Here is a 21748-nt window from a genome sequence, read left to right as displayed (position 1 = left end):
CAGTAGTAGTAAAACGATGTGCTAAATACTATGTGGGTATGAAACACTAGCACAATCGTAAAAATGCGTAACTTGCTAGATACTTTACTAACAGTAATACGGAAGAACCCCTATTTATAACTTTGTGTAATCTTTACGTATTTAGGGTTGAAATTGTGACTCTATTTCTCTTTTAAATACTGTCACTTAGGAAATGAAAGTTTTATAAATATTTAAAAAATTCCTCTGGTACTAATCTAAGTTCACCAGATTTAAAGCGGTCAATATCTATCCACATTGCTCTATGTTTGTGATGCTCAGATTCATAAAATACTAAACTCTCCAACTGATGAAACTTGGGATCAGCGAAATCACATTGATAAAGCTGTATAATTTCATGTCCCTTTCTAGCATTAAATGTAAATAGGTTTTCCATACAACCTAGATAGCGAATATTTATTAATTCTGCTTGAATTTCTTCTTGGAATTCCCGTTTCAACGCTGCTAGACTGGTTTCGCCGAAGTCTACACCACCACCTAAAGCACGATAAAAAGTTGATTGCTTTACGGGGTCGTAGCCTTCAGAAACAAAAATGCGGTTACCATCTCGAACCAATCCTAAGACTATTACCCGAATTTCGCCGTGTTTAGTCATTTTTAGATTAATTATCGTAAATAGAGTGAGGGCGACTGTCACTATCTTCGACCGGCCAATTTTCATTCTCGCCGCCGACGTAGAATGCTTCAATAGTGACGTATTCTTCACTGAGTTGAGTAAGAGCATTGATCAGAAGATCAATAGCGATCGCATCACTAGTTCCTAAATCAAACCAACATCGCGCCCATTGTCCTTCATACTCAAACTCACCCATGTTGTGCATCAGCGCTAATAGGCTTTTGTCATAACCTCGTGAGTCATAATTAAGATAACTTAAATCAACCCCAGTTTCTTGTACCTGGAGATTTTCGGCATTAAATGCACCCAACTTCCCTAGATAAAACCAGGAATTAAAGACTTCTTCTACATACTGCTTTTCTCTTTGAGAAGGGATGGTACTAAATTTTAGCCACATCCACACATCAAATTGATCAAATTCACGAAATTGAATGTGCATTTTTCTGCAAATTTAACTCACTGCAAATAAGCATATCAGGGGATTGGGGATTGGGAATAAACAATCTCTATGTGTGCTAACTAAGTACACACTTTGTAAGTTCGTAGCAACTCCTCTTAAGAAAACTCAGCGTACCTCCCTTCTCTACAAGAGGCTGCGCCAACGGGTTCACCAGTCGCCTGCGGTTCGCGTAAGCGTCTCGTAAGAGAGGGAAACCCTCCCGCCGCGATGGTTCACCGCGCTTAACCTTACATACCTCTGCGTTTAAAAACACAATGATTTTAGATAAAGCTGTACTAAATTAGCAAGATAAACTAGAATCATCTTTTTTCTGCATCTTCCCTTAACCCAACAATTAATATGTCAAAGTTATTCCCTGGAGAAGTCTTCGCTAATACTGCTGATTTTGACACTGGGATTCGCCAATTATTACCTCGCTATGATGAAATGCTGGAGGTAATCTGTCGTTGTCTGCCTTTGACAAGTCGTCGCATTTTAGACTTAGGTTGTGGTACAGGCGAACTTAGTCTCAAAATACTCCAACGCTGTCCTGATGCTCAAGTCATTGCTTTGGATTATTCACCCCGAATGCTGAAATTTGCCCAAAATAAAATCGTCGCATCTGGGTATAAAGAACGTTGGACTGGTTTACAAGCTGACTTTGGCGACTGGGCTATCAATCCTGAGACGTTGAATATTGGTAATGAATTTGATGCTTGTGTATCATCCCTAGCCATTCACCATCTCTATGATGAAATGAAGTTACAGCTATTTCAGCGCATCGCTGCTAGTCTGACACCAAACGGTTGTTTCTGGAATGCAGACCCCATCTTACCAGAATCACCCACCCTTGCGGAAATTTACCAAGCAGCACGAGAAGAATGGGTAAGTGAACAGGGAAGCAATTTTACAGAAGTCCGCGCTAAAGTTGGCGATAGTAGCCCCCAAGGATACTCCAATCCAGACCAACTTGCTACTTTAGATACCCATTTGCAAATGTTGACAAAATCTGGATTTACAACGGTAGCAGTACCTTGGAAATATTATGGTTTAGCCGTTTTTGGCGGTTGGGTGAAATAAAGTTAGTGCTGAGTCATAAGTTAACAGGTAAGACAGATTTTGCCTCAAAAATGAATAAATATTTAATTAATCGTCTACTAGTTGCTATCCCCACACTAATTGCTATTAGTCTGGTTATATTTACTATTTTGGCATTAGCCCCTGGTGATCCAATGGGTGAATTTGCCCTGAATCCTTCCATCACGGCAGAGGTGCGGGAAAATATCAAAAGGTCTTTAGGATTAGACCAACCAATTCATATTCGTTATATCAAGTGGGTGATAGCTTTTGTGCGTGGGGATATGGGCTATTCTTTCACTAGTCGCAGTCCTGTAATTGATTTAATTCTGCAACGTCTACCGACAACATTATGGGTAGTTGGTGCTGCTTATTTACTAGGTGCAATTTTGGCTATTCCTTTGGGTGTGATTTCTGCCCTCAAGCGCCATACAATAATTGATCATGTTTTAACTACTTTAGTATTTTTCGGATTTTCTCTGCCAACTTTTTTCACAGGGTTACTATTTATTATTATCTTTAGTATTCAATTGAAATGGTTACCCTTTATTTATAACAGTACATTACAAGTAAAAGATTGGCAGAGTTTTATAGCCCAAATCCAACAATCTATTATGCCAATTTCGGTGTTAGCACTTTGGCAAACAGCTATGCTAATGCGCTTTGTCCGTTCAGAAATTTTGGAAAATATTCACCAAGATTATGTTCGGACAGCTTATGCAAAAGGATTATCCAAATTTGTAGTTATTCGACGGCATATTTTACGAAATGCGTTAATTCCTGTAGTCACATTAATAGCATTGGATATTCCTAGTGTGTTTACAGGTGCTTTGGTAACAGAAAAAGTTTTTCGTGTTCCTGGTATTGGTGCTTTATTAATTGACTCTATTTATAAAAATGACACGCCAGTGGTGATGGCAATTACCTTTATATATGCAATTTTAATTGTGATTTTTAATCTGGTTGCCGATATTCTCTATGGTTTCTTAGATCCTCGCGTTAAATATACAAAATAATTTATGTTAAAACGTTGGCTAAATCGCACTTCCACAATACCCGAAGTACCAATTATAAGTACTATCGCTGGGCAAGAAAGCCTCACTCAAGAAGCATGGCGAAAGTTTCGCGGTAATCGTCAGGCTATGTTGGGTGCTGTGGTATTACTGATTATCGTTTTGAGTGTTGTGTTTGGGCCTTTGATTTACTCTGTCCCTATCAATAAAATTGATTTTGCTAAGTCCACCCTACCACCTAGTTGGGAACATCCATTTGGGACTAATGATTTGGGTCAAGATATATTAGCCAGGATTTTGTACGGTGGCAGAATATCAATTGCTGTGGGTGTGTTTTCGATGGTGGTGGCGATAACGTTGGGGATACTCATCGGCGCACTTTCAGGATTTTATGGCGGTTGGTTGGATGTGGTATTGATGCGGTTAACTGATTTGTGTTTGGCTTTACCGCGCCTACCCTTATTGTTATTGGTGATATTCTTGTTTCGGGATGCCATCAAGGCGATCGCTGGCCCAGAACTAGGTATATTTGTCTTAGTCGTGCTAGTTATCGGCGGACTCAACTGGATGTCTGTCGCTAGGTTAGTTAGGGCTGGGTTTTTAACTGTGCGCGAACAGGAATTTGTCACAGCCGCCCGCGCCCTCGGTGCTTCCCCCAGACGGTTAATCTGGATTCATATTTTGCCAAATGTCATCAGTCCGGTATTGGTAGCAGCGACTCTCTCTGTGAGTACCGCCATCGTCACGGAATCTACACTCAGCTTTTTTGGTCTGGGCTTTCCTCCTGATGTCCCGACTTGGGGGCGGATGCTTTACGATGCACAAAACTTTTTGGAGTTTGCGCCCTATATGGTGGTTTTTCCAGGGACGGCCATATTTCTGACTGTGCTGAGTATTAACTATATAGGTGATGGTTTACGGGATGCCCTTGATCCTCGATTGTCTTAAATTAGCTAGGTGATTGGTGATTGGTAATTGGTGATTGGGGACAAATTAACTTCTCTTTCATTACCCATTACCCATTACCCATTACCCATTCCCCACAATTAGTTAATTTCTTAATTGCACCGGCATAGCCAAATAAGTCATCTTCAAACCACCCAGGGGAGTGAAAATTACTGGAGTTAGATTTTGGTTGATGTGCATTTGAATTTCTGGGGATGGTAAGGCTTTGAGTCCTTCCATTAAGTATTTGACATTAAAAGCAATTTCTATATCTTCCCCAGCAATTTCCGCATTCATCGACTCTCTCCCACTGCCCATTTCTTGAGCTTCACAAGATAAGGTCAGCTCTTGGGCAGTACTATCAATAGTTAGCTTGACGATATTATTTTTCTGGTCTGCTAGTACAGCAATTCTTTCTAATGTGCTTAAGAATTGTCGGCGTTCAATGGTCACTTGTCGCTCAAATTGGCGGGGAATAAGTTGGCGATAAGCTGGGTATTGACCTTCTAATGTGCGACTAGTTAGGCGTTGGTTTTGCCATGCAAAGACGACTTGACCTTGGTCTAAATATAACGCTATGGGTTCCTCAGAGGCGGCATTATGAGCCAACATCCTTTCTAGTTCGCGTAAGGCTCTAGCTGGTACTGTTACCTCTAATTGCTGGTCGTTATCTTCTAAGGGACGCTCATTAGTGGTTTCGACTACGGCTAGACGATGCCCATCAGTAGCGGCAAATTCCAAGGTATCTTGTTTAACTGTCAGATGTACTCCTGTGAGGACTTGCTTAGTTTCGTCGCCACTAGTAGCAAATAATGAACCCCGCAATCCTTCAATTAAGGAAGTAGCTGTGAGATAAATAGCTGTGGTGTTCTCAATTAGGGGTAATTCGGGAAACTCTCCCGCTCCCATTGCTCGTAATTGGTACTTTCCGGTTTTTGGGGTCAGGCTAACTATTAAACCTTCTCCGGTTGCTGTACCGTCGGTGGCTGATTCATCATCTAGGGTAATTTCTCCCTCTGGCAGACGTGAGGTGATATCTACCAATAATTTAGCAGGAAGTGCGATCGCTCCACTTTGCCATACGTCAGCATTAAAACTAGTACGGATACCCAAGCTAAGATCAAAGGCTGTTAAGCTTACTTGATTAGTTTCAGCATCCGCTTGCAACAGCACGTTAGCAAGTACTGGATGAGTCGGTCGTGATGGTACAGCACGATTGACGAGGGAAAGGTTTGTACTGAGGTCGCTTTGGGCGCAAACTAATTTCATGGGGAGTGGGGAATGGGGAGTGGAAATTGAAAATTAAGAAAAGTAGTTTGTAGTCTTAATTTTAAAACAGTGAGTGGTATAAAATCTTATCTGAATTTGCACCTTTTTAACTGTTTTTCTAGCGGGTTTCATTTTAATACAGGCATTTACAGGAAAATCCTACAACCAAATATAAAAGAGTTTTCTTTGTCTACAGCCTATTTAAATCTGTGGAAAACTTGTGGAAAAACCCTTCCTCTTTTCCACAGGGTAATTATACTTAAGCTAATCTTTGCTCATAAAGTGTCAAGTTTTCCACAAAAAACAGCTATTTTTCCACAGGCAAGATTTAAATTTAATCTAGCTTTATACAATTTTTAATATTTTCAAATCATTAATTGAAGCGAGGCTGTGGAAAACGTCGAATTTTTATGATCATGGTTTTCGAGAACGGCTATTCATCTTGATGCGATCGCTCAATTGACGTAAAGTTTGAGATAAACCGCGATCGCTTTCTACTAATTGAGCAATCTTGTCACAACTATATAACACCGTTGTGTGATCTTTACCGCCAAACTCCTCACCAATTCTAGGGAAACTTAAATCGGTATGTTGGCGCATGAGATACATCCCGATTTGGCGCGCCCAGCTAATTTCCCGCCGCCGGGAGTTACTTTTCAGGTCTTCAATTGAGATATCAAAATTGTCAGCAATCACCGTGAGAATGGCCTCAGGGGTAGCTTCTATTTTCTCCATTGGTGTCACTAACACTGGTGCAAGATTGGCAACAGTCATGGGTAAACCCCAAATGGAAATGTACGCTAGCGCTCTAGTTAAAGCCCCTTCCAACTCCCGAATATTAGAAGTAAAGTTAGTAGCAATATACTCAATGACATCACGAGGTAGACGGATTTTTTCGTACTCTGATTTTTTCTGCAAAATCGCCATTCTCGTTTCTAAATCCGGTGCTTGAATATCTGCAATCAAACCCATCGAGAACCGCGAACACAAACGCTCTTGCAGGCTAGGAATCTGATTTGGTGGACGGTCAGAAGCAATCACTACTTGCTTACCTGCCTCATGCAATGTATTAAAAGTATGGAAAAATTCTTCTTGGGTGTATTCCTTACCCTCAATAAATTGAATATCATCTACTAACAACACATCAGCAGCTCGATAATGTTCTCGGAAACTCTGCATACTGTCGTTACGAATAGCTGTGATGAGATCATTTGTAAATTGCTCGGTAGAAACGTAAAATATCTTAGAATTTGGGCAAATTTCCCAACGGTAATGCCCTATTGCCTGCATGAGATGAGTTTTTCCCAGTCCTACACCACCACATAAAAATAAAGGATTAAACTCTCTCCCCGGAGATTCCGCTACAGCTAGAGAGGCTGCATGAGCCATCCGATTATTAGCTCCGACGACAAACCGCGAAAATACATACTTGGCATTTAATTCTGTATTCGGTTGTCTGTTTTGATTCGGAGTTTCGTTGATAATATTTGTAGTTGGTAGTTCCCACTCTCCACCCCCACCAATTTCCTCAAATTCTTCGCCTTTAGCCACTGTAATGTAAATTTCTACGGGATGTCCCAAAATACTTTGTACGACATTAGCAATAGTAGAGATGTAATACTTCTGTAACCAATTACGCGCGAAAGGGTTAGGTGTAATTATTACCAGACAATTATTTTCTAAGCGTTCTGCATTAGCAGTTTTAATCCAAGTTTCAAAGGTGGGGCGAGATAGTTCTATCTGTAGACGCTCTAGTACCTGACTCCATAAATTGTCAATGGGCATTTCCATCATTTACCACCTTTGCTGCTAATCGTCACAATAGAAGATATAAGCAAGCACCAACTTAGCATTCAGACGCTCTAGACCTGGAACCAGCTTTTGAGTTGTAATCATGTTGGGACTTACGCATGAAGACGAGAAATTTAAAGTTGGGGTGAGGTGTAGGGATATAAGGTTATAAGTGTTCAAATACCTTACACCCTTACACTTTTCCCACGCAAAGAGTCTTGTTGCATAAGTCCGAATCAAGTTCAGACAAACCCAGTAGGCAACATCCTAGCACTCACTGACCAACACGGAGAAACAAAGACACATGAAGACATATAATGGCGAAGCAAACAAGATTCATACTTCGAGTTTGCCCCACAAGGGGGGCAGTAGTGCGATTTTGATGCTGCTGGGTGGGGTAACAGCTATGTTTCTAGGAAGCTGCTCCTTTCTACCCACAAGGACAATACAATCCCAAGCCAATCAATCTCAGCCCCAGTCTAATGATAATAGTCCAGCAATTGTCCCTCCAGCTATTTTTTCATCCACCGGCGACCCTAATTTTGTCGTCGGAGTAGTACAAAAAGTGGGAGGGGCTGTAGTTCGGATTGATTCTGCCAGAACAGTAACTTCCAGGGTTCCAAATGAATTTAATGATCCTTTTTTCCGCCGCTTTTTCGGAGATGGAGTGCCAGCACAACCAAGACAGCGAGTAGAAAGGGGTAGCGGTTCAGGTTTTATTATTAGTTCCTCTGGTCAAATTTTAACTAATGCCCATGTTGTTGATGGTGCTGATGAGGTAACAGTTACCCTCAAGGATGGTAGGAGTTTTGATGGTAAGGTACTTGGTGAAGACCCGGTAACGGATGTAGCCGTCATTCAAATAAACGCTAATAACTTGCCAACTGTCGCTGTCGGTAATTCTGAAGTTTTACAACCAGGTGAAGCAGTTATTGCAATTGGTAATCCTCTAGGCTTGAATAATAGTGTTACGTCAGGAATTATCAGCGCCACAGGTCGTTCTGGTAGTGATATTGGCGCAAGTGATAAGCGCGTTGACTATTTGCAAACAGACGCGGCGATTAATCCTGGTAACTCTGGCGGCCCCCTGCTCAATGCTCGCGGTCAGGTAATTGGTATGAACACAGCTATTATCCAAGGCGCTCAAGGTTTGGGATTTGCTATTCCTATCAACACTGTGCAGAAAGTCTCTCAGGAATTAATCACTCAAGGTAAGGTAGATCATCCCTATTTGGGTGTACAGATGGCAACCCTCACGCCACAAGTTAAGGAAAGAATTAACGAAAGATTTGGCGATCGCATCAATATTACAGCAGATAGAGGCGTTTTACTAGTTCGTATTGTCCCTGGCTCTCCCGCCGCCAATGCTGGACTTAGACCAGGAGATATCATTCAAAGCATTAATAATCAATCTGTAACAACCGTTGAACAAGTCCAAAAAATTGTAGAAAATAGCCAAATTGGCCAACCTTTACAAATTCAAATAGAACGCAATGGCCAAACAACACAAGTAAACGTCAGTCCAGCACCTTTACCTGCGCGGAGAGAGGGGTAGGGATTGGGTATTGGGGATTGGGGACTGGGGACTGGGGTCAAAATCCATAGCTAAGTATAGTTTACGATTAATCAAAATTACTAGCTGTAAAGCGTAAAGCCCCCGTATTTTTAATAAGCGAATGACTCAAAAAATCTGAAATTGTTACCATGTACTTAGTATCAGAGCGTAGAGTATTACAATTCCCGATTACCCAATCCCCAATCCCCAGTCCCCAGTCCCCATTCCCCAAATGAATCCCGAATTGCTCCCCATCATTCAATTAGGCAATCCCACGTTACGCCAAAAAGCTGCTTGGGTGGAAAATATTCATGATGCAACTATACAGCAATTAATTGATGACTTAATTGCCACAGTTGCCAAGGCTAACGGCGTGGGAATCGCATCTCCTCAAGTAGCACAGTCTTATCGTTTATTTATCGTCGCTTCTCGTCCTAACCCCAGATATCCTCATGCTCCAGAAATGGAACCAACCGCCATGATCAACCCTAAGATAGTGGGACATTCGACAGAGATAGTCGAAGGTTGGGAAGGTTGTCTTAGTGTTCCGGGAATTAGAGGATTGGTTCCTCGGCATCAAGCAATTGAGGTCGAATACACGGATCGTTATGGAAATTTACAAAAACAAACCTTAACTGATTTTGTTGCTCGTATATTTCAACACGAATTTGATCATTTAGATGGTGTACTGTTTATAGACCGCGTAGAAAGTAATTTAAATACAATTACGGAGGAAGAGTACCAAGAATTAGTAACTAAAAATACAAAATAAAAATTCTTTTTAAGAATTAAACCCAACAAGTTTTTTTAATGTATACTTAACCTATTGTTAACCTAGAAAGCCGGGTGTAGCTATCGAGTAAATGGCAAAAACTATTAGTAGTCGTGTAGAGTTAAGTCCGCATCTAACCCTGTCTTCTGACTTAACCTCTAATCAGCGTCAAAGCGATGAAGTAAAAGTGAATACGAATAGCAGTAGATTGGGAGAATATCCCCAATTGCAACTTTCTGCTACTGGTATGCAGGTTGTACACGCAACGAATGGACGCATACGGATCAAGGCGACTGATGGTAGTTTTAGCGCCAACGTCAAAACAATAACCCAACACTTAAAACACTATAAAGGTGTCAGAGAAGTTGCTACCAATGAGCAAACTCTCAGCATGGTAGTCATCTTTGATGAACATCAACTGTCACTACCGCAGATGTTGGGTATTTTGCAACAACTTAATATTCAAACAGCGCCAAATTCACCTTTATCAGACCCCTTTGCTCCTTGGAAATCTGTTGATTTTTGGAAAGAGCAGACTGTCTCATTTATTCCCTTAATGACAGGTTTGGCAGTGACAGGAGGTTTAGGTGTTAGTGGTTTAGCGGCAATTCCCATTTATATGATTACGGCAGATGCAACTCGGCTAGTAATTGACTATCTAGAACCGCAAATTACGGGATCAGATGCAGTCAAAGAGTCGGCAAAAGCTGTGATCATAACTGAAGAAAGTAAGCCAGCAACCGCAGGAAACAAAATTACTAAGACAACTATTAAGTCTGCACAAGTAACTTATAGTATCGTCCATGAAATTCATGGTAGGATTAGGTTCCACATACCTCAAATAGCTAGCGATCGCGCCTATGCAAAGCGTCTAGAAAGGTTATTAAAAACTGATCCTTTGGTTAGTAACGTGCGGATAAATTGCGATGCAGCATCTTTGGCGATCGCATATCAAGGTGGCAAAGTAGCTACATCTCATTGGGTGAGTCTGATGGAATTAGCCTTGCAGACAACCCTACCTACACAAGCCACAACAAAAATCAATCAGTCCACAGATATAGCCATAGAAAAATTGAGTACAAGTTCACCAACGTTGGCAGCAGAAGCAGTTAGTCAGCCAACAGAAACAAAATTGTTCTCCAGCGCAGACCAAACCCTAAATATTTCTCATTTCTGGGTTGATATGAAGCCTGCCGCATTATCCTATTCTTTAAATTTTATAGCTAACTTGCCGTTGTAGAACGTTCCCAAGTCAGGAACAATGGAGGAATCAAAATGGATGATTCTACATCCTCATCATCAGATGCTGTCCCGCGACCGCCGCGCCACAATTGCACACATCCCATAAAAGTATTTTATAGTGTTACCTACGCCCTACCCGGACAAGTAGCATTTTGTATTCCGCGAATTAGTGAAGATCCAAACTACTTGCAACACTTACAAAGCTTGCTAGCAAAGGAGACTGAGATTACCACGGAGGAAGTTCATCTCACTACAGGGTCTTTAGTAATTGCTTACCAGTCTGGACTAATGTCTGATATAGAGATGCGTGAGCATCTAGCTGATCTAATCCAGGCTGCTGATATGACGGATGATACAGACTTAACGCCTGAATCACCAGTCATAGAACCAGTAACTTCATCTCCTCCCCCTCAGTCTGTCACTCATTCACAACCAACTGAGCCACCGATAAAAGTAGCTCATAGCGTTGTTCATGCGATCCCTGGACGAGTGCGGTTTCATGTCCCGCAAGTCGCTACAGATCCAGCCTATGTCCAACGCTTAGAAGCTTTACTCCAATCAGACCCAGTAGTGATCAGTGAGCGAATTAATCGGGAGGCTGCTTCTGTTGTAATCACTTACAAACCAGGAAAAGTACAAAGGCCAAAACAGCAATTGCAAAGTATTTTCGCAGTAGCAGTATCACACTTTTCCAGTTTGATTCAATCTGCGGCAACTGCCAAGATATCCAGTCGTGTATAAAAGCAAGTCTGCATTCTCTCAAGGTCAGAGGCTAGATGTGCATCTGTCCTCCTCCCCAGTAGTTCCCAGAAAACAAGCTTACCCAACATATTTTGAGATTTAAGAAATGGCAAAAATGACAGTTCAACTAGCGTCGCTTCCTGTGCAAGAGTCTTATGTGACATTGGAAGAAAAGAGTGGGGAAGCATCCATAACTCCCCTACCTTACAAGACAGTAGGGGAACAAAATAACAGAGTGGCCTTAACTTCTGCTCAAGTGCAATCCTCTAAGAAAATTCCCCATGTCACTTATAGTGTTGTTCATGCAATTCAGGGTAGGTTGCGGTTGCGTGTACCTCGCTTACGCAACGATGCAGACTATGGACAACGGTTACAAACTTTACTGGAAGCTGATCCCCTAGTAACAACTGTCAAAATTAAGCCAGCAGCCGCATCCTTAGTTGTTAACTATAAAGCAACTGCTGTAACTGATGCCAAGATGCGATCGCGCCTTGATTGTCTCATAGTAGCTGCAAGTGACCCTGGCATCGTCCTGTTGAATCCGAAAAAAGTATCGCCATCAGAAGAAGAGGAAAAGCCTTGGCCGGGAATGCAGCTTTCGGTGTTAGCCACTGGTTTGGCGGTGCTTGGGGGGCCTTTTGGGGTAGCTGTCCCACCAATTGTCACGGCGGGAACCATTGCTCTAGCAACCTTACCCGTGTTTAAAAGAGCAGTAGATGGAATTGTCAAAGAACGCAAATTAAGTATAGACTTTTTAGACTTTATTGCGATCGCCATTACTACAGTCCAAGGACAATTTCTCACCCCATCCCTGATGTTGAGTTTAATTGAGATTGGGGAAAATATCCGCGATCGCACTGCTCGTTCTTCCAAAATGCAGACGTTGGATCTCTTGGGTTCATTGGGTCAGTTTGCTTGGGTGGAACGTGATGGTGAGAAGACCCAAATCCCCATCCAGCAAGTGTTACCAGGAGACACTGTGATTGTCTATCCAGGGGAACAAGTACCCATAGATGGCACAATCTTGAGAGGTAAGGCTTTACTTGATGAACAGAAGCTCACAGGTGAATCTGTACCCATTTTGAAAAAGCAGGGACAGTCTGTATTTGCCTCAACATTGGTACGGGAGGGCAAGGTATATATATTAGCCGAAAGAATCGGTAATGATACGCGGGCAGGGCAGAGCATTAAGCTGATGGAAGAAGCCCCTGTTCATGATACTCGGATGGAAAATCATGCCACCAAAATCGCCGAAATAGCAGTTGTACCAACTTTGTTATTAGGGGCAGCCGTATTTGCCATCACCCGTAACCCAGTTAGAGTAGCCAGCATTCTTACCCTGGACTTGTGTACAGGGATTCGCGTATCTATTCCCACAACGGTTTTAGCAGCCCTTTCCTATGCAGCACGACAAGGGATTCTCATTCGGAGTGGTCGCGCCTTAGAGCAGTTAGCAGAAATTGATACCATTGTTTTTGATAAAACAGGTACACTCACCCAAGGGGAAGTGGCCGTAATTGGCGTTGATAGTTACAACCCTGAAGTTGCTCATGATCGCATATTAGCGATCGCCGCCGCCGCCGAACAGCGTTTAACCCACCCCGTAGCCGAAGCCATAGTCCGCTATGCAGAAGCCCAACAAGTAGCGATACCCAGCCGCAGCAAATGGGATTATAAACTCGGTTTGGGTGTGAAGGCAGAAATTGACGGTGAAACTATTTACGTCGGTAGTGAGCGCTTTTTACGTCAGGAAGGCGTTGATATGGAAGTCCTCAACGGCAATGGACACAAAGCCACATCAGTGATTTATGTCGCCAGTAACGGGAAACTTCAAGGTAAAATAAGATATAGTGATATTCTCCGCCCTGAGAGTCGAGAAGTAATTTCCCAACTCATGACGGTGGAAGGTGTGGAAGTCCATATGCTCACCGGCGATAACAAGCGTACAGCCATGACTGTGGCCGCAGAATTGGGAATTGCCCCAGCGCATACCCACGCAGAAGCTTTTCCCGAACAAAAAGCAACAGTAGTCCGTGGACTGCACGAACAAGGTAAGACAGTTGCATTTGTTGGGGATGGGATCAACGATTCGCCAGCTTTAGCCTATGCTGATGTTTCTGTGTCCTTTGCCCACGGTTCGGAAATCGCCCGTGAAACAGCCGATGTGGTGCTAATGCAGAATGACCTACATGGATTATTAGAAGCAATTGCGATCGCTCGTCAAGCTAAAAGTTTGATTCGCCAAAACACTGGCATCGTCGCTATTCCCAACTTGGGAGCCTTATTGGTAGCGGTGTTGTTCGGTTTGAACCCATTAGCAGCCACAGTAGTCAACAATGGCTCAACAATAGTTGCTGGAGTGAACGGTTTACGCCCCATCCTCAAGCAATCCCCAAAAAAAGCTCTCCCAGCAGGGAGATGAAATGACTAATCTAGCTAGGTTAGGCTAGACAGCTTTCATACAAATTTTCAAACAAATTACTGGAGGAATTAATTATGCCTAAAATCACTGATTTAGTTGAAGAAGCCGGCGCACCTGGATTGATTGCAGGTATTGGCGCAGTACTGTTAGCACCTGTTCTCATCCCAGTTGTTGCAGGTATCGGTAAACCCATTGCCAAATCAATCATCAAAGGTAGTCTTGTTGCTTATGAAAAAAGCAAGGGAGCTTTTGCAGAACTGGGTGAAACCTGGGAAGATATCGTAGCCGAAGCTAAAGCTGAACTAGCAGAAGATAAGGAAACACCAGCATTTGAGGCTGCTAACACTATTGATAGTTCCTCTGATAATGGTGTATAGGTTAGTCAATTTCGTTTCCATAGAAGCGACTTGATTGATCTAAATATTGATGAGATGGGTAATTTACCCATCTCTAAAATTCCCTCGCTAATTAACCGCCGATGAAATTCTTTGATATCTAATTATTATTGGCGGAACCTGATTAGTAGGGTGGGCAATGCCCACCACAACCATGATACGGTGGGCATTGCCCACCCTACAGATGCTTAGATATTTATGTTCAAGCGCAGGCTACGCCAAATAATCAAATCGGATTCCTATATCAATATATTTATATTTGAAAATTTGCTATTCAAACACTAGTTTTATAGAACTTGTGAATACGGACTAATAATAAACCAAAGTATCAGTTTGGAGGGTGGCTCATGTTGACCAATAGTCATGGTAATCTCACGAAAATGCCAAAAGTTAAACAGAAAATCAACTTCAATACGCCATCCTCGCCTATATCTACAAAAATTATTAGTGATACCCCAGGAAGATTAAGGTTGAGAATTTCTCACTGTCACCGTCAAGCGGAGACAATGGAACATATTGCTAATGCACTAGATGCACAAGCTCATATTAACGAGGTGCGGACTAATGTTGATCATGGCAGTATTGTCATTAAATATAGTGAGAAAAATGGCACCTTGGATGATGTTTTGGCAACATTGAAAAATTTAGGAATTATTTTTGGCGAGATTACCCAAGGTAGCACCGAAGCAGCTACTACTGTATCAACTGCCGTTGTAGATTTGAATAAACGAGTCAGACAAGCAACCGATGGCGTTGTCGATATTCGTTTCCTTTTCCCCTTGGGACTTAGCATTCTCGCAGTGAGACAGCTAATTATTAAAGGTTTGCAATTTGAAATTATTCCTTGGTATGTGTTGGCTTGGTACTCTTTCGATAGTTTTATAAAATTGCATGGCATTACGCCACAAAAGCCAAGTACAGAGGCTGGGGAATAGATACTGGGGATGGGGGATTGGGGACTGGGATAATTTATTTTGAATTTTGTTGGCGCAGCCTACTCTGCGAGTTCTCCGCAGGAGTAGCCGTAGGCTATTTTGAATTGTTAAAGCCTCTAACCCCTAACCCCTAACTTCTAAAATTAGCTAAATACACGATGTTGCAAGGAAGGCATTTGGCGGCGGACTTGTTCTAGGCGTGAAGGGTTGATTTCCGCGATCGCAATTCCTGGTTTGTCACCGGCATCAGCTAAAATCGTTCCCCAGGGGTCGATAACCACAGCGTGTCCGTGGGTGAGGCGGCGACCGTAGTTATTACCTGTTTGAGCAGGTGCAATTACATAGGCGGTATTTTCAATAGCTCTGGCTTGCAGTAAAACTTGCCAGTGGTCTTTGCCTGTAAAAGCAGTGAAAGCAGCAGGTATAAAAATAATATCTGTTCCCTTGTCTGAGAGATGGCGGTAGAGTTCCGGGAAGCGGACATCGTAGCAAATAGAAACGCCGATATTGCCTAGATATTCCGAAAAATGGACGGGGGGTAATTGCTGACCGGCGACAACAGTACTAGATTCGCGGTAGGTATTACCATCAGGAACATTGACATCAAAAAGGTGTACTTTATTGTAGCGAGCAAGTTCTTCACCACTGGGACTGATGAGAATGGTGGTGTTATAGACTCTACCTGTATCACTTACCGGTACGGGGAAACTACCACCCAAAAGAGTCACTTGGTAGCGCTGCGCCATCGTTTTAATAAAAATCTCACTTTCACGAGCGATCGCTTCTGCTTGAGCCAGTTTATCCTGTTCTTCACCCATAAAGGAAAAATTTTCTGGCAAACCCACTAACTCAGCACCCCGACGCACCGCCAGATCAATTAATTCTTCTGCTTGTGCCAAATTCTTGTGTAAATCAGGCACACTGGTCATTTGAATAGCGGCAGCTAAATAAGACTTCATAGACTTAAAAAAACAGTAGAGTTGTGTGAGATAGATACTTAAATATACCGTTAGTTGGTGACTGGGAGTAGGGGTTGGGGACTAGGGATTAGGGACTGGGGTAGGATAACAACTGACCACTGACAACCGACCACTGACAACTAACTAATTCAATCATCCTACGGGCTATAGCCAACTGAACCCACTCAAGGTAAGTTGTTATCAAACTTTGATAAAAGCGCATTGCTGTGGATACATCTATTCTGATTCAAACTTTTATTGCTGTGTTCGTCTTGGCAGATGCGATAGGTAATATACCCATAGTTTTAGCTTTAACCAAGGGTATGGAACCGGAGGATAGGAATAGAGTAATTGATAAAGCGAGTATTGTGGCGATCGCAGTTCTATTACTATTTGCCTTTGGTGGTCAATATATTTTGACTTATTTAGAAATTAGCATGGCATCCTTACGGGTAGCCGGGGGGTTGCTGTTGCTGTTAATTGCTTTGCAAATGCTGCGGGGAGAATTGGAGACACCAATTACCGAAGAAGGAAGGGATGTGGCAATTACACCCTTGGCTTTGCCATTGTTAGCCGGGCCGGGTACGCTAACAACAGTGATGTTATTTATGTCTAAATCCCAAAGTCCACATTTGGCTGTAGTGTTAGGGATTTTGGCGGCGATGTTTGTTACTTGGTTGATTTTGCGCCTAGCAAATCCCATAGAAAAACGGATTGGTGTAGAAGGTGGGGTAATTGTCACCCAGCTTTTGGGTTTTCTCTTGGCGGCGTTGGCAGTGGAGATTGGTAGTACAGGGATTCGGGAGTTATTTTTGCAGTGAGTTGATTCTTTACTAATGGGTAATTGAGAATCAGTTCTTATCAATCACCCATTACCAGCTATTCATCTTTCAAATTAAACCTTCCGATTCGGCAAATTTCCGTAACCGTGGGAGACATTGACGCTGATAAAAACTACTTAATGTAGGAATTGCCAGCCCAAATTGCTCAGACAATTCTTTCCAACTTACTTCCGGAGGTAAGCGCTTGAGAATTAACACCTGACAGTTGACATCAGGACGGCCTTTTACATGAGTACCGCGCAGTTCTCCGCTCAAATCTCTCTTTACCCAAGTTTCCAACTCTTCCAAAATTGGTGGTGTTTCCGGCGTAGCTGCCAAATTCTCTACAGGATCAATAACATCACTGCTCTCACCTGATTTAGATTGACGAATCCTTAAAGGAACTGTTGTTGCTTGTTCTTTATTTTGGTTGATATAAAAGTCTTGTAATCTACGCCTAAGATAGGCATTCAGCCAGGTAATCACAGTCCCATAAGTAGGATCATATTTTTGTCCTGTCAACCCTTCACAAACGTTGCGACAAAAGTACAACCAAGTTTGTTGCAGTGCATCTTGATAGTAGGGAGTGTATTCCTTCCAAAGTTTACGGGAAGTCAAGCGAATAATTTGCGTGAGCAGCTTTTGACGCTGAGGGCTTCCGGGTGGATGTCCGCAGGCTTGAGCAACTAGGGAGCGTAGCTGTTCATCAAATTCAACCATAATCGTCTTGGAGAAAAAAGCAAGAAAGCGTTAAAACCAGCAAGAATATATTATTATTAAGCGTCACAATCCTCCAGAGGATAGCTCTGTATCGTAATGTTATCTCTGAAATTAGAAGAGTAAGCATAAATAAGTAATAAGTACTGAGTGAATTAGGAAACTCACTCAGTACTTGTGTAACAGTTATCAAAATGTAGGGGTGTCAACAAAATATTTACCCCTAAAACATTTGGTAAAATCCTGGTTTTTTGCCTACATATTAAAGCAGATCACAAACAACTAATATGTGCAGCGCTATAAATTTGTGTTTATAGTCTTAGCCAGGAAAAGAAATTTTCCCACCAAGGAAGTGTTAGATTACTTACTGTCAATTTCATTTTTTGACGGATATCTTTAATATTCCAGTTAGTTAACTTAGCTAGAGTTTGGGCTTCTTGTTCAAAACGTCTTGACAAAGAGCGTTTATATTCTCTACCAGCCTGACACGTTGCTTCTCCTGTAAATGGATGTTGCAATACATATCTTCCTTGAAAAGATTCACGGTTAGATGTTTCTTGAAACATCAAATCTTCTGGAAACTTGTCACGGGTGTAGCGGACGTGTAGGCGCGAGATAAAGACATTACTCACAGGAAATCGGCGAAAGCTAGGAGAAACTGGACTAGAAGCATCTCTATCTAACCAAAACACACCGGCTTGTTTTAATTCATCTGGAGTTAAAGGATCGCCAGAGCAGGGGTCACAACTACCCATGTCCCAGGCATATTCTAAGAAAGCGACTTTCTTACCTTCTTTGGTGTATGCCGTTTGGAAAGTGGACTTGTAAAAGTCGCCAAATTCTTCTTTTACAAATAAGGGAATATTGGCGTTAGAGGGGATTTTGACTGTCCGATAGTTGGTGATTTCCGCTTGACCTTTAGGTGAGAGGACATAGACAATTAAATCTTGCTCTGTAGTAGCGTTAATCATGCCTAAGCGGATAGGTAGCATGAATTTAGAGGACTTGTAAGCAATTTGCAGTGGGCGGAGAAATTGATAACCAGATTGCTCAAATTTATCTAAGTTGACCTTGGCAACAAAGAACTTCATTGAGGAGCGAATATAAGGCTTAAGTAGTTGTTTTGCACCTCTAGGAATTTTGTAACCATTGCGGTTGAGCCAAGTTTCCAAACCGCCAGATTCTTTGGCGCTTAAAACCACAATGTCATATTCTCCGACATTAAAGCGTGCCTCCACTGTGACACCCAAATTGCGATCGCCTCTTCTTCTTGCCACTCCAGATTCATTAACGGCGGCGCTAGGTGCTGGTAGTGCCTGTAGTGAGAAATCTTCCACAGCACAAGGATTAGAGTCGAAATATTCCACCAAGCGCGGCGCACTAAAAGCATCCAAACGCTCAATAATTTTGGGTTCAGCCACACGTACCTGCTCTTTTTTAATCACCGTCGGTACAGGTACAACCATCGCAAAATCTTTAACTTCACCCTGGTAGTCGTTAGCCATAGTCAACACAGTGCGATCGCCATCCCGCGCCAACACCACCTGAGATGCTTTGTTATATAACTTGGTATCAGCCTTAGCCACATAAAATCCACAAAACGCCCAAGCCGCAGGTGCAAAGCACAGCACAGCAAGCATTACCAAGAACAAAGGAACAAGTAATTTCAAACGCTTCATGTTATACCTCTGTTGTGAAAAGATGAGGAATATTAGGGACAGGAATTCTTTAATTTTGAATTCTCGTCACGAAGTGACGGGGGTGACTCCCCCAACCAAGAAAACAGTGGGGCTGACCAGAGAACATCAAAGAAAATGGTCAAAGGTGCAAAGGCGAACAATACCCAAAAAACTGCGGTGGGAACAAAGAAATAGTTCCGCAAAATAAACGTGAAAATGGCAATGCTAAATGCCCAAACAATCCGCCCAATTCGGGCATTAGGAATTGACCGGGGGTCTGTAATCATAAATAAGGCAAACAGCAATAAAGACCCACTCATCAATCGATGCCAATAAACATCCCAAGTCCAGCCCAACCAGAGATTACGCATGGCTTCTAGTAACGAGTAGCTTCCTAAAAAAGCGGCTGTTGTATCCCAGCGACCGATACGCTGTAAAATCATGCCACCAGCACCAACGAATAACAGCCCATACCACCACTCTTCACCCCACCGACCAGGGGAAACCCAAGCATCAGGAGTTAAAGCCAAGGCAGAGATGATGCCAAAATTAGCCGGGTTGAAGAAATGCTTATTGTTGACTTGAAAAACAAATTTACTAGCGATCGCGCTAGCTGCGGCTAAAGCCATTGTTGTCCAATGGTCAGCACGCAACAATAAGCTTAGTCCCAAGGAGGTAATCAACGCACTGCGGAGATTTATTTCAGGGAATGGGCAATAGGAAGTAGGGCTTGGAGACATTTCTTCTCCCCTGCCCCCTGCCCCCTGCCCCCTGCCTTGTTTCACCAGCGACAATAGCCATTGTGTTAATAGACAGGTGGCGATCGCTACTCCTATTAATTCCGGTCGCAATGTCCAGTCCCTTGTACTAATCCCTAGTATGAGAAACAAGCTCAGAAAAATAATTTGATAATCCCGTATATCTTTGAGCAACATTAACCCTTTATTCAGGGATTTCCCCTAGATTTTCCCTTAATCTAAGCGAGTTCAAACCTAAATCATATTGCCGTTACAGATTTTGTTACAAGTCAAGCTTTGTTTGGGGAGTTATTGTTTCTTAATTTTGCATTGGTCTAACTCACCCATTAGGTAGAGAACTAGAATGGAGAGTCGCTTCGTTAGTCAGAGGATATTTAATTTCAGGCTTTTTACAATCAGCTCAGGTTAGCTAGCAGTAAAACTCTCAGAAACCTATCTGGAGGCAATATGCAGCACGATGAGTTTATTGGACAGGTGCAACATCGCGCCCATCTCAGTTCGCGGGGTGATGCTGAAGTAGCCACCCGTGCTACTTTAGAAACATTAGCCGAACGTTTAGCTGGAAACGAACCGAATAACGCTGCGGCTCAACTACCTAAAGGAATTGCTCAATATCTGCAACACCAAGACGCAGGCGCTGGAATACGCTTTTCTTTAGATGAGTTTTTTCAGCGAATTAGTCTCAAAGAAGGGGTAGAACTACCACAAGCCGTGCATCATGCTCGTGCGGTGATTGAGGTCTTGACTGAGGCTATCAGCTCAGGGGAAATTGATGATCTTCGTTCTCAACTGCCATCAGAATTTGATCCTTTGTTTGAGGCAGGAAGTCAAGGAAAGATGCGATTTAATACTTAAACAGTGAATTGAGGTAAACCACCAGGAGTGTGACACCATGCTATTTAAAGATCGGACAGTAGCAGGTCAAGTTTTGGCTAAAAAATTAGCAGATTATGCTAATCGCTCCAATGTGTTGGTTTTAGCCTTACCTAGAGGTGGTGTACCTGTTGGTTTTGAAGTGGCTAGGGCTTTAAATGCTCCCTTGGATGTGCTGGTAGTGCGTAAACTGGGTGTACCAGACAATGAAGAATTAGCAATGGGGGCTATCGCTTCTGGTGGTGTACGGATACTAAATCAAAGTATTGTCAATGACATTCAAATCTCCGATGAAGTCATTGCCAGAGTTGCAGTCCAAGAAGAAAGGGAACTAGAAAGAAGGGAAAGTATGTATCGAGGCGATCGCCCTTTTCCCAATCTAAAAGGACAAACAGTGATTTTAGTAGATGATGGTTTAGCTACTGGTGCAACTATGTGGGCTGCTATAATTGCTGTTCGACAACAACAACCCAAAGAAATTGTGATTGCTGTGCCGGTTGCTGCACCGGAAACCTGTGAGGAAATGCAAAGCAAGGTGGAAAAAATCTTCTGCGCTAATACACCCAGTCCATTTTATAGCGTAGGTATGTGGTATGAGAAGTTTCCACAAACTACGGATGATGAAGTTAGAGAGTTATTAAACAAAGCTAACAATAACCATGAGCCATTATTGTCTGGGAATTAGAAACG

The 21748-nt window shown here is 42.5% G+C and carries 21 protein-coding genes; 13 read left to right on the top strand and 8 right to left on the bottom strand.

Annotation, left to right across the window (positions count from 1 at the left end):
- Positions 1-202: 202 nt before the first annotated feature.
- Positions 203-634 carry an NUDIX hydrolase gene (locus tag ACN222_RS10020; protein ID WP_010996176.1) on the bottom strand — a complete coding sequence of 144 codons (432 nt, stop codon included), beginning with the start codon at positions 632-634 and terminating at the stop codon, positions 203-205.
- 7 nt (positions 635-641) lie between these two features.
- The gene (locus ACN222_RS10015; protein WP_010996175.1) at positions 642-1094 is read right to left on the bottom strand and encodes a DUF3531 family protein; all 453 of its coding nucleotides are present in this window, start codon (positions 1092-1094) and stop codon (positions 642-644) included.
- Positions 1095-1454: 360 nt separating this feature from the next.
- On the opposite strand from ACN222_RS10015, the gene ACN222_RS10010 reads away from it, so the two are divergent.
- The 3 genes from ACN222_RS10010 to ACN222_RS10000 are packed head-to-tail and all read left to right on the top strand — an operon-like array spanning position 1455 to position 4132.
- Positions 1455-2174: a class I SAM-dependent methyltransferase gene (locus ACN222_RS10010; RefSeq protein WP_010996174.1), complete on the top strand. Its 720-nt coding sequence runs from the start codon at positions 1455-1457 to the stop codon at positions 2172-2174.
- Positions 2129-3187 carry an ABC transporter permease gene (locus ACN222_RS10005; RefSeq protein ID WP_231865523.1) on the top strand — a complete coding sequence of 353 codons (1059 nt, stop codon included), beginning with the start codon at positions 2129-2131 and terminating at the stop codon, positions 3185-3187. The genes ACN222_RS10010 and ACN222_RS10005 overlap by 46 nt, the downstream gene beginning before the upstream one ends.
- Positions 3188-3190: 3 nt before the next feature.
- Entirely contained in the window at positions 3191-4132 is a 942-nt protein-coding gene (locus ACN222_RS10000) for an ABC transporter permease (protein WP_010996172.1), read from the top strand.
- Between the two features lie 102 nt (positions 4133-4234).
- On the opposite strand, the gene dnaN is transcribed toward ACN222_RS10000, so the two are convergent.
- On the bottom strand, positions 4235-5398 hold the full coding sequence (dnaN, locus tag ACN222_RS09995) for a DNA polymerase III subunit beta (protein ID WP_010996171.1): 1164 nt from the start codon (positions 5396-5398) through the stop codon (positions 4235-4237).
- A 414-nt stretch (positions 5399-5812) separates the two neighbouring features.
- Positions 5813-7189: a chromosomal replication initiator protein DnaA gene (gene dnaA / locus ACN222_RS09990; RefSeq protein WP_044522901.1), complete on the bottom strand. Its 1377-nt coding sequence runs from the start codon at positions 7187-7189 to the stop codon at positions 5813-5815.
- A 304-nt stretch (positions 7190-7493) separates the two neighbouring features.
- Between dnaA and ACN222_RS09985 the strand changes: the two genes are divergently transcribed.
- From ACN222_RS09985 to ACN222_RS09955, 7 genes are all read left to right on the top strand, one after another.
- On the top strand, positions 7494-8744 hold the full coding sequence (locus ACN222_RS09985) for an HhoA/HhoB/HtrA family serine endopeptidase (protein ID WP_010996169.1): 1251 nt from the start codon (positions 7494-7496) through the stop codon (positions 8742-8744).
- 232 nt (positions 8745-8976) lie between these two features.
- Entirely contained in the window at positions 8977-9516 is a 540-nt protein-coding gene (def, locus tag ACN222_RS09980; RefSeq protein ID WP_010996168.1) for a peptide deformylase, read from the top strand.
- A 91-nt stretch (positions 9517-9607) separates the two neighbouring features.
- On the top strand, positions 9608-10756 hold the full coding sequence (locus ACN222_RS09975) for a hypothetical protein (protein WP_010996167.1): 1149 nt from the start codon (positions 9608-9610) through the stop codon (positions 10754-10756).
- Positions 10757-10791: 35 nt separating this feature from the next.
- A complete protein-coding gene (locus ACN222_RS09970) occupies positions 10792-11499 on the top strand; it encodes a hypothetical protein (protein ID WP_044521176.1) in 708 nt (235 codons plus the stop codon).
- A gap of 106 nt (positions 11500-11605) precedes the next feature.
- A complete protein-coding gene (locus ACN222_RS09965; protein WP_010996165.1) occupies positions 11606-13921 on the top strand; it encodes a heavy metal translocating P-type ATPase in 2316 nt (771 codons plus the stop codon).
- Positions 13922-13995: 74 nt separating this feature from the next.
- On the top strand, positions 13996-14298 hold the full coding sequence (locus tag ACN222_RS09960) for a DUF5132 domain-containing protein (RefSeq protein WP_010996164.1): 303 nt from the start codon (positions 13996-13998) through the stop codon (positions 14296-14298).
- A gap of 365 nt (positions 14299-14663) precedes the next feature.
- Entirely contained in the window at positions 14664-15251 is a 588-nt protein-coding gene (locus tag ACN222_RS09955) for an HMA2 domain-containing protein (RefSeq protein ID WP_010996163.1), read from the top strand.
- 143 nt (positions 15252-15394) lie between these two features.
- Here the strand turns inward: ACN222_RS09955 and ACN222_RS09950 are convergent, their stop codons facing one another.
- Complete coding sequence (locus ACN222_RS09950; RefSeq protein WP_010996162.1) at positions 15395-16210, bottom strand: carbon-nitrogen hydrolase family protein; 816 nt, start codon at positions 16208-16210, stop codon at positions 15395-15397.
- 227 nt (positions 16211-16437) lie between these two features.
- Here ACN222_RS09950 and ACN222_RS09945 point away from each other — a divergent pair, with 227 nt between their 5' ends.
- Positions 16438-17031, top strand: coding sequence for a MarC family protein (locus tag ACN222_RS09945; RefSeq protein WP_010996161.1), 594 nt, complete (start codon positions 16438-16440; stop codon positions 17029-17031).
- Positions 17032-17100: 69 nt separating this feature from the next.
- Here the strand turns inward: ACN222_RS09945 and ACN222_RS09940 are convergent, their stop codons facing one another.
- The 3 genes from ACN222_RS09940 to ACN222_RS09930 all read right to left on the bottom strand — a co-directional run bounded on the left by ACN222_RS09940 (position 17101) and on the right by ACN222_RS09930 (position 20362).
- Positions 17101-17751 carry a hypothetical protein gene (locus ACN222_RS09940; protein WP_010996160.1) on the bottom strand — a complete coding sequence of 217 codons (651 nt, stop codon included), beginning with the start codon at positions 17749-17751 and terminating at the stop codon, positions 17101-17103.
- A gap of 308 nt (positions 17752-18059) precedes the next feature.
- Positions 18060-19427, bottom strand: a complete 1368-nt coding sequence (locus ACN222_RS09935; protein WP_010996159.1) for a DUF2330 domain-containing protein — start codon at positions 19425-19427, stop codon at positions 18060-18062.
- Between the two features lie 32 nt (positions 19428-19459).
- Entirely contained in the window at positions 19460-20362 is a 903-nt protein-coding gene (locus ACN222_RS09930; protein ID WP_010996158.1) for a Na+-translocating NADH-quinone reductase subunit B, read from the bottom strand.
- 270 nt (positions 20363-20632) lie between these two features.
- Between ACN222_RS09930 and ACN222_RS09925 the strand changes: the two genes are divergently transcribed.
- Both ACN222_RS09925 and ACN222_RS09920 read left to right on the top strand, forming a co-directional pair.
- Positions 20633-21040 carry a DUF2267 domain-containing protein gene (locus ACN222_RS09925; protein ID WP_010996157.1) on the top strand — a complete coding sequence of 136 codons (408 nt, stop codon included), beginning with the start codon at positions 20633-20635 and terminating at the stop codon, positions 21038-21040.
- Positions 21041-21077: 37 nt separating this feature from the next.
- Positions 21078-21743, top strand: coding sequence for a phosphoribosyltransferase (locus tag ACN222_RS09920; RefSeq protein WP_010996156.1), 666 nt, complete (start codon positions 21078-21080; stop codon positions 21741-21743).
- Positions 21744-21748: the final 5 nt, after the last annotated feature.

Origin of the sequence: Anabaena sp. FACHB-595 (genome assembly GCF_048568275.1) — a bacterium.
In the GTDB taxonomy this organism is placed as follows: domain Bacteria; phylum Cyanobacteriota; class Cyanobacteriia; order Cyanobacteriales; family Nostocaceae; genus Trichormus.
Note: the sequence above shows the minus strand (reverse complement) of the source record. Positions and strands in the feature narration are given on the sequence as shown.

Excerpts from the sequence above, each read along its gene's own strand:
- ACN222_RS10010 (WP_010996174.1), top strand. The coding sequence starts at position 1,455 with ATGTCAAAGTTATTCCCTGGAGAAGTCTTCGCTAATACTGCTGATTTT.
- ACN222_RS09925 (WP_010996157.1), top strand. The coding sequence starts at position 20,633 with ATGCAGCACGATGAGTTTATTGGACAGGTGCAACATCGCGCCCATCTC.
- ACN222_RS09940 (WP_010996160.1), bottom strand. The coding sequence starts at position 17,751 with ATGGTTGAATTTGATGAACAGCTACGCTCCCTAGTTGCTCAAGCCTGC.
- ACN222_RS09965 (WP_010996165.1), top strand. The coding sequence starts at position 11,606 with ATGGCAAAAATGACAGTTCAACTAGCGTCGCTTCCTGTGCAAGAGTCT.
- ACN222_RS09930 (WP_010996158.1), bottom strand. The coding sequence starts at position 20,362 with ATGTTGCTCAAAGATATACGGGATTATCAAATTATTTTTCTGAGCTTG.
- ACN222_RS10000 (WP_010996172.1), top strand. The coding sequence starts at position 3,191 with ATGTTAAAACGTTGGCTAAATCGCACTTCCACAATACCCGAAGTACCA.
- ACN222_RS10020 (WP_010996176.1), bottom strand. The coding sequence starts at position 634 with ATGACTAAACACGGCGAAATTCGGGTAATAGTCTTAGGATTGGTTCGA.
- ACN222_RS09920 (WP_010996156.1), top strand. The coding sequence starts at position 21,078 with ATGCTATTTAAAGATCGGACAGTAGCAGGTCAAGTTTTGGCTAAAAAA.
- ACN222_RS09950 (WP_010996162.1), bottom strand. The coding sequence starts at position 16,210 with ATGAAGTCTTATTTAGCTGCCGCTATTCAAATGACCAGTGTGCCTGAT.
- def (WP_010996168.1), top strand. The coding sequence starts at position 8,977 with ATGAATCCCGAATTGCTCCCCATCATTCAATTAGGCAATCCCACGTTA.
- ACN222_RS09935 (WP_010996159.1), bottom strand. The coding sequence starts at position 19,427 with ATGAAGCGTTTGAAATTACTTGTTCCTTTGTTCTTGGTAATGCTTGCT.
- dnaA (WP_044522901.1), bottom strand. The coding sequence starts at position 7,189 with ATGGAAATGCCCATTGACAATTTATGGAGTCAGGTACTAGAGCGTCTA.
- ACN222_RS09955 (WP_010996163.1), top strand. The coding sequence starts at position 14,664 with ATGTTGACCAATAGTCATGGTAATCTCACGAAAATGCCAAAAGTTAAA.
- ACN222_RS10015 (WP_010996175.1), bottom strand. The coding sequence starts at position 1,094 with ATGCACATTCAATTTCGTGAATTTGATCAATTTGATGTGTGGATGTGG.
- dnaN (WP_010996171.1), bottom strand. The coding sequence starts at position 5,398 with ATGAAATTAGTTTGCGCCCAAAGCGACCTCAGTACAAACCTTTCCCTC.
- ACN222_RS09970 (WP_044521176.1), top strand. The coding sequence starts at position 10,792 with ATGGATGATTCTACATCCTCATCATCAGATGCTGTCCCGCGACCGCCG.
- ACN222_RS09985 (WP_010996169.1), top strand. The coding sequence starts at position 7,494 with ATGAAGACATATAATGGCGAAGCAAACAAGATTCATACTTCGAGTTTG.
- ACN222_RS09975 (WP_010996167.1), top strand. The coding sequence starts at position 9,608 with ATGGCAAAAACTATTAGTAGTCGTGTAGAGTTAAGTCCGCATCTAACC.
- ACN222_RS09960 (WP_010996164.1), top strand. The coding sequence starts at position 13,996 with ATGCCTAAAATCACTGATTTAGTTGAAGAAGCCGGCGCACCTGGATTG.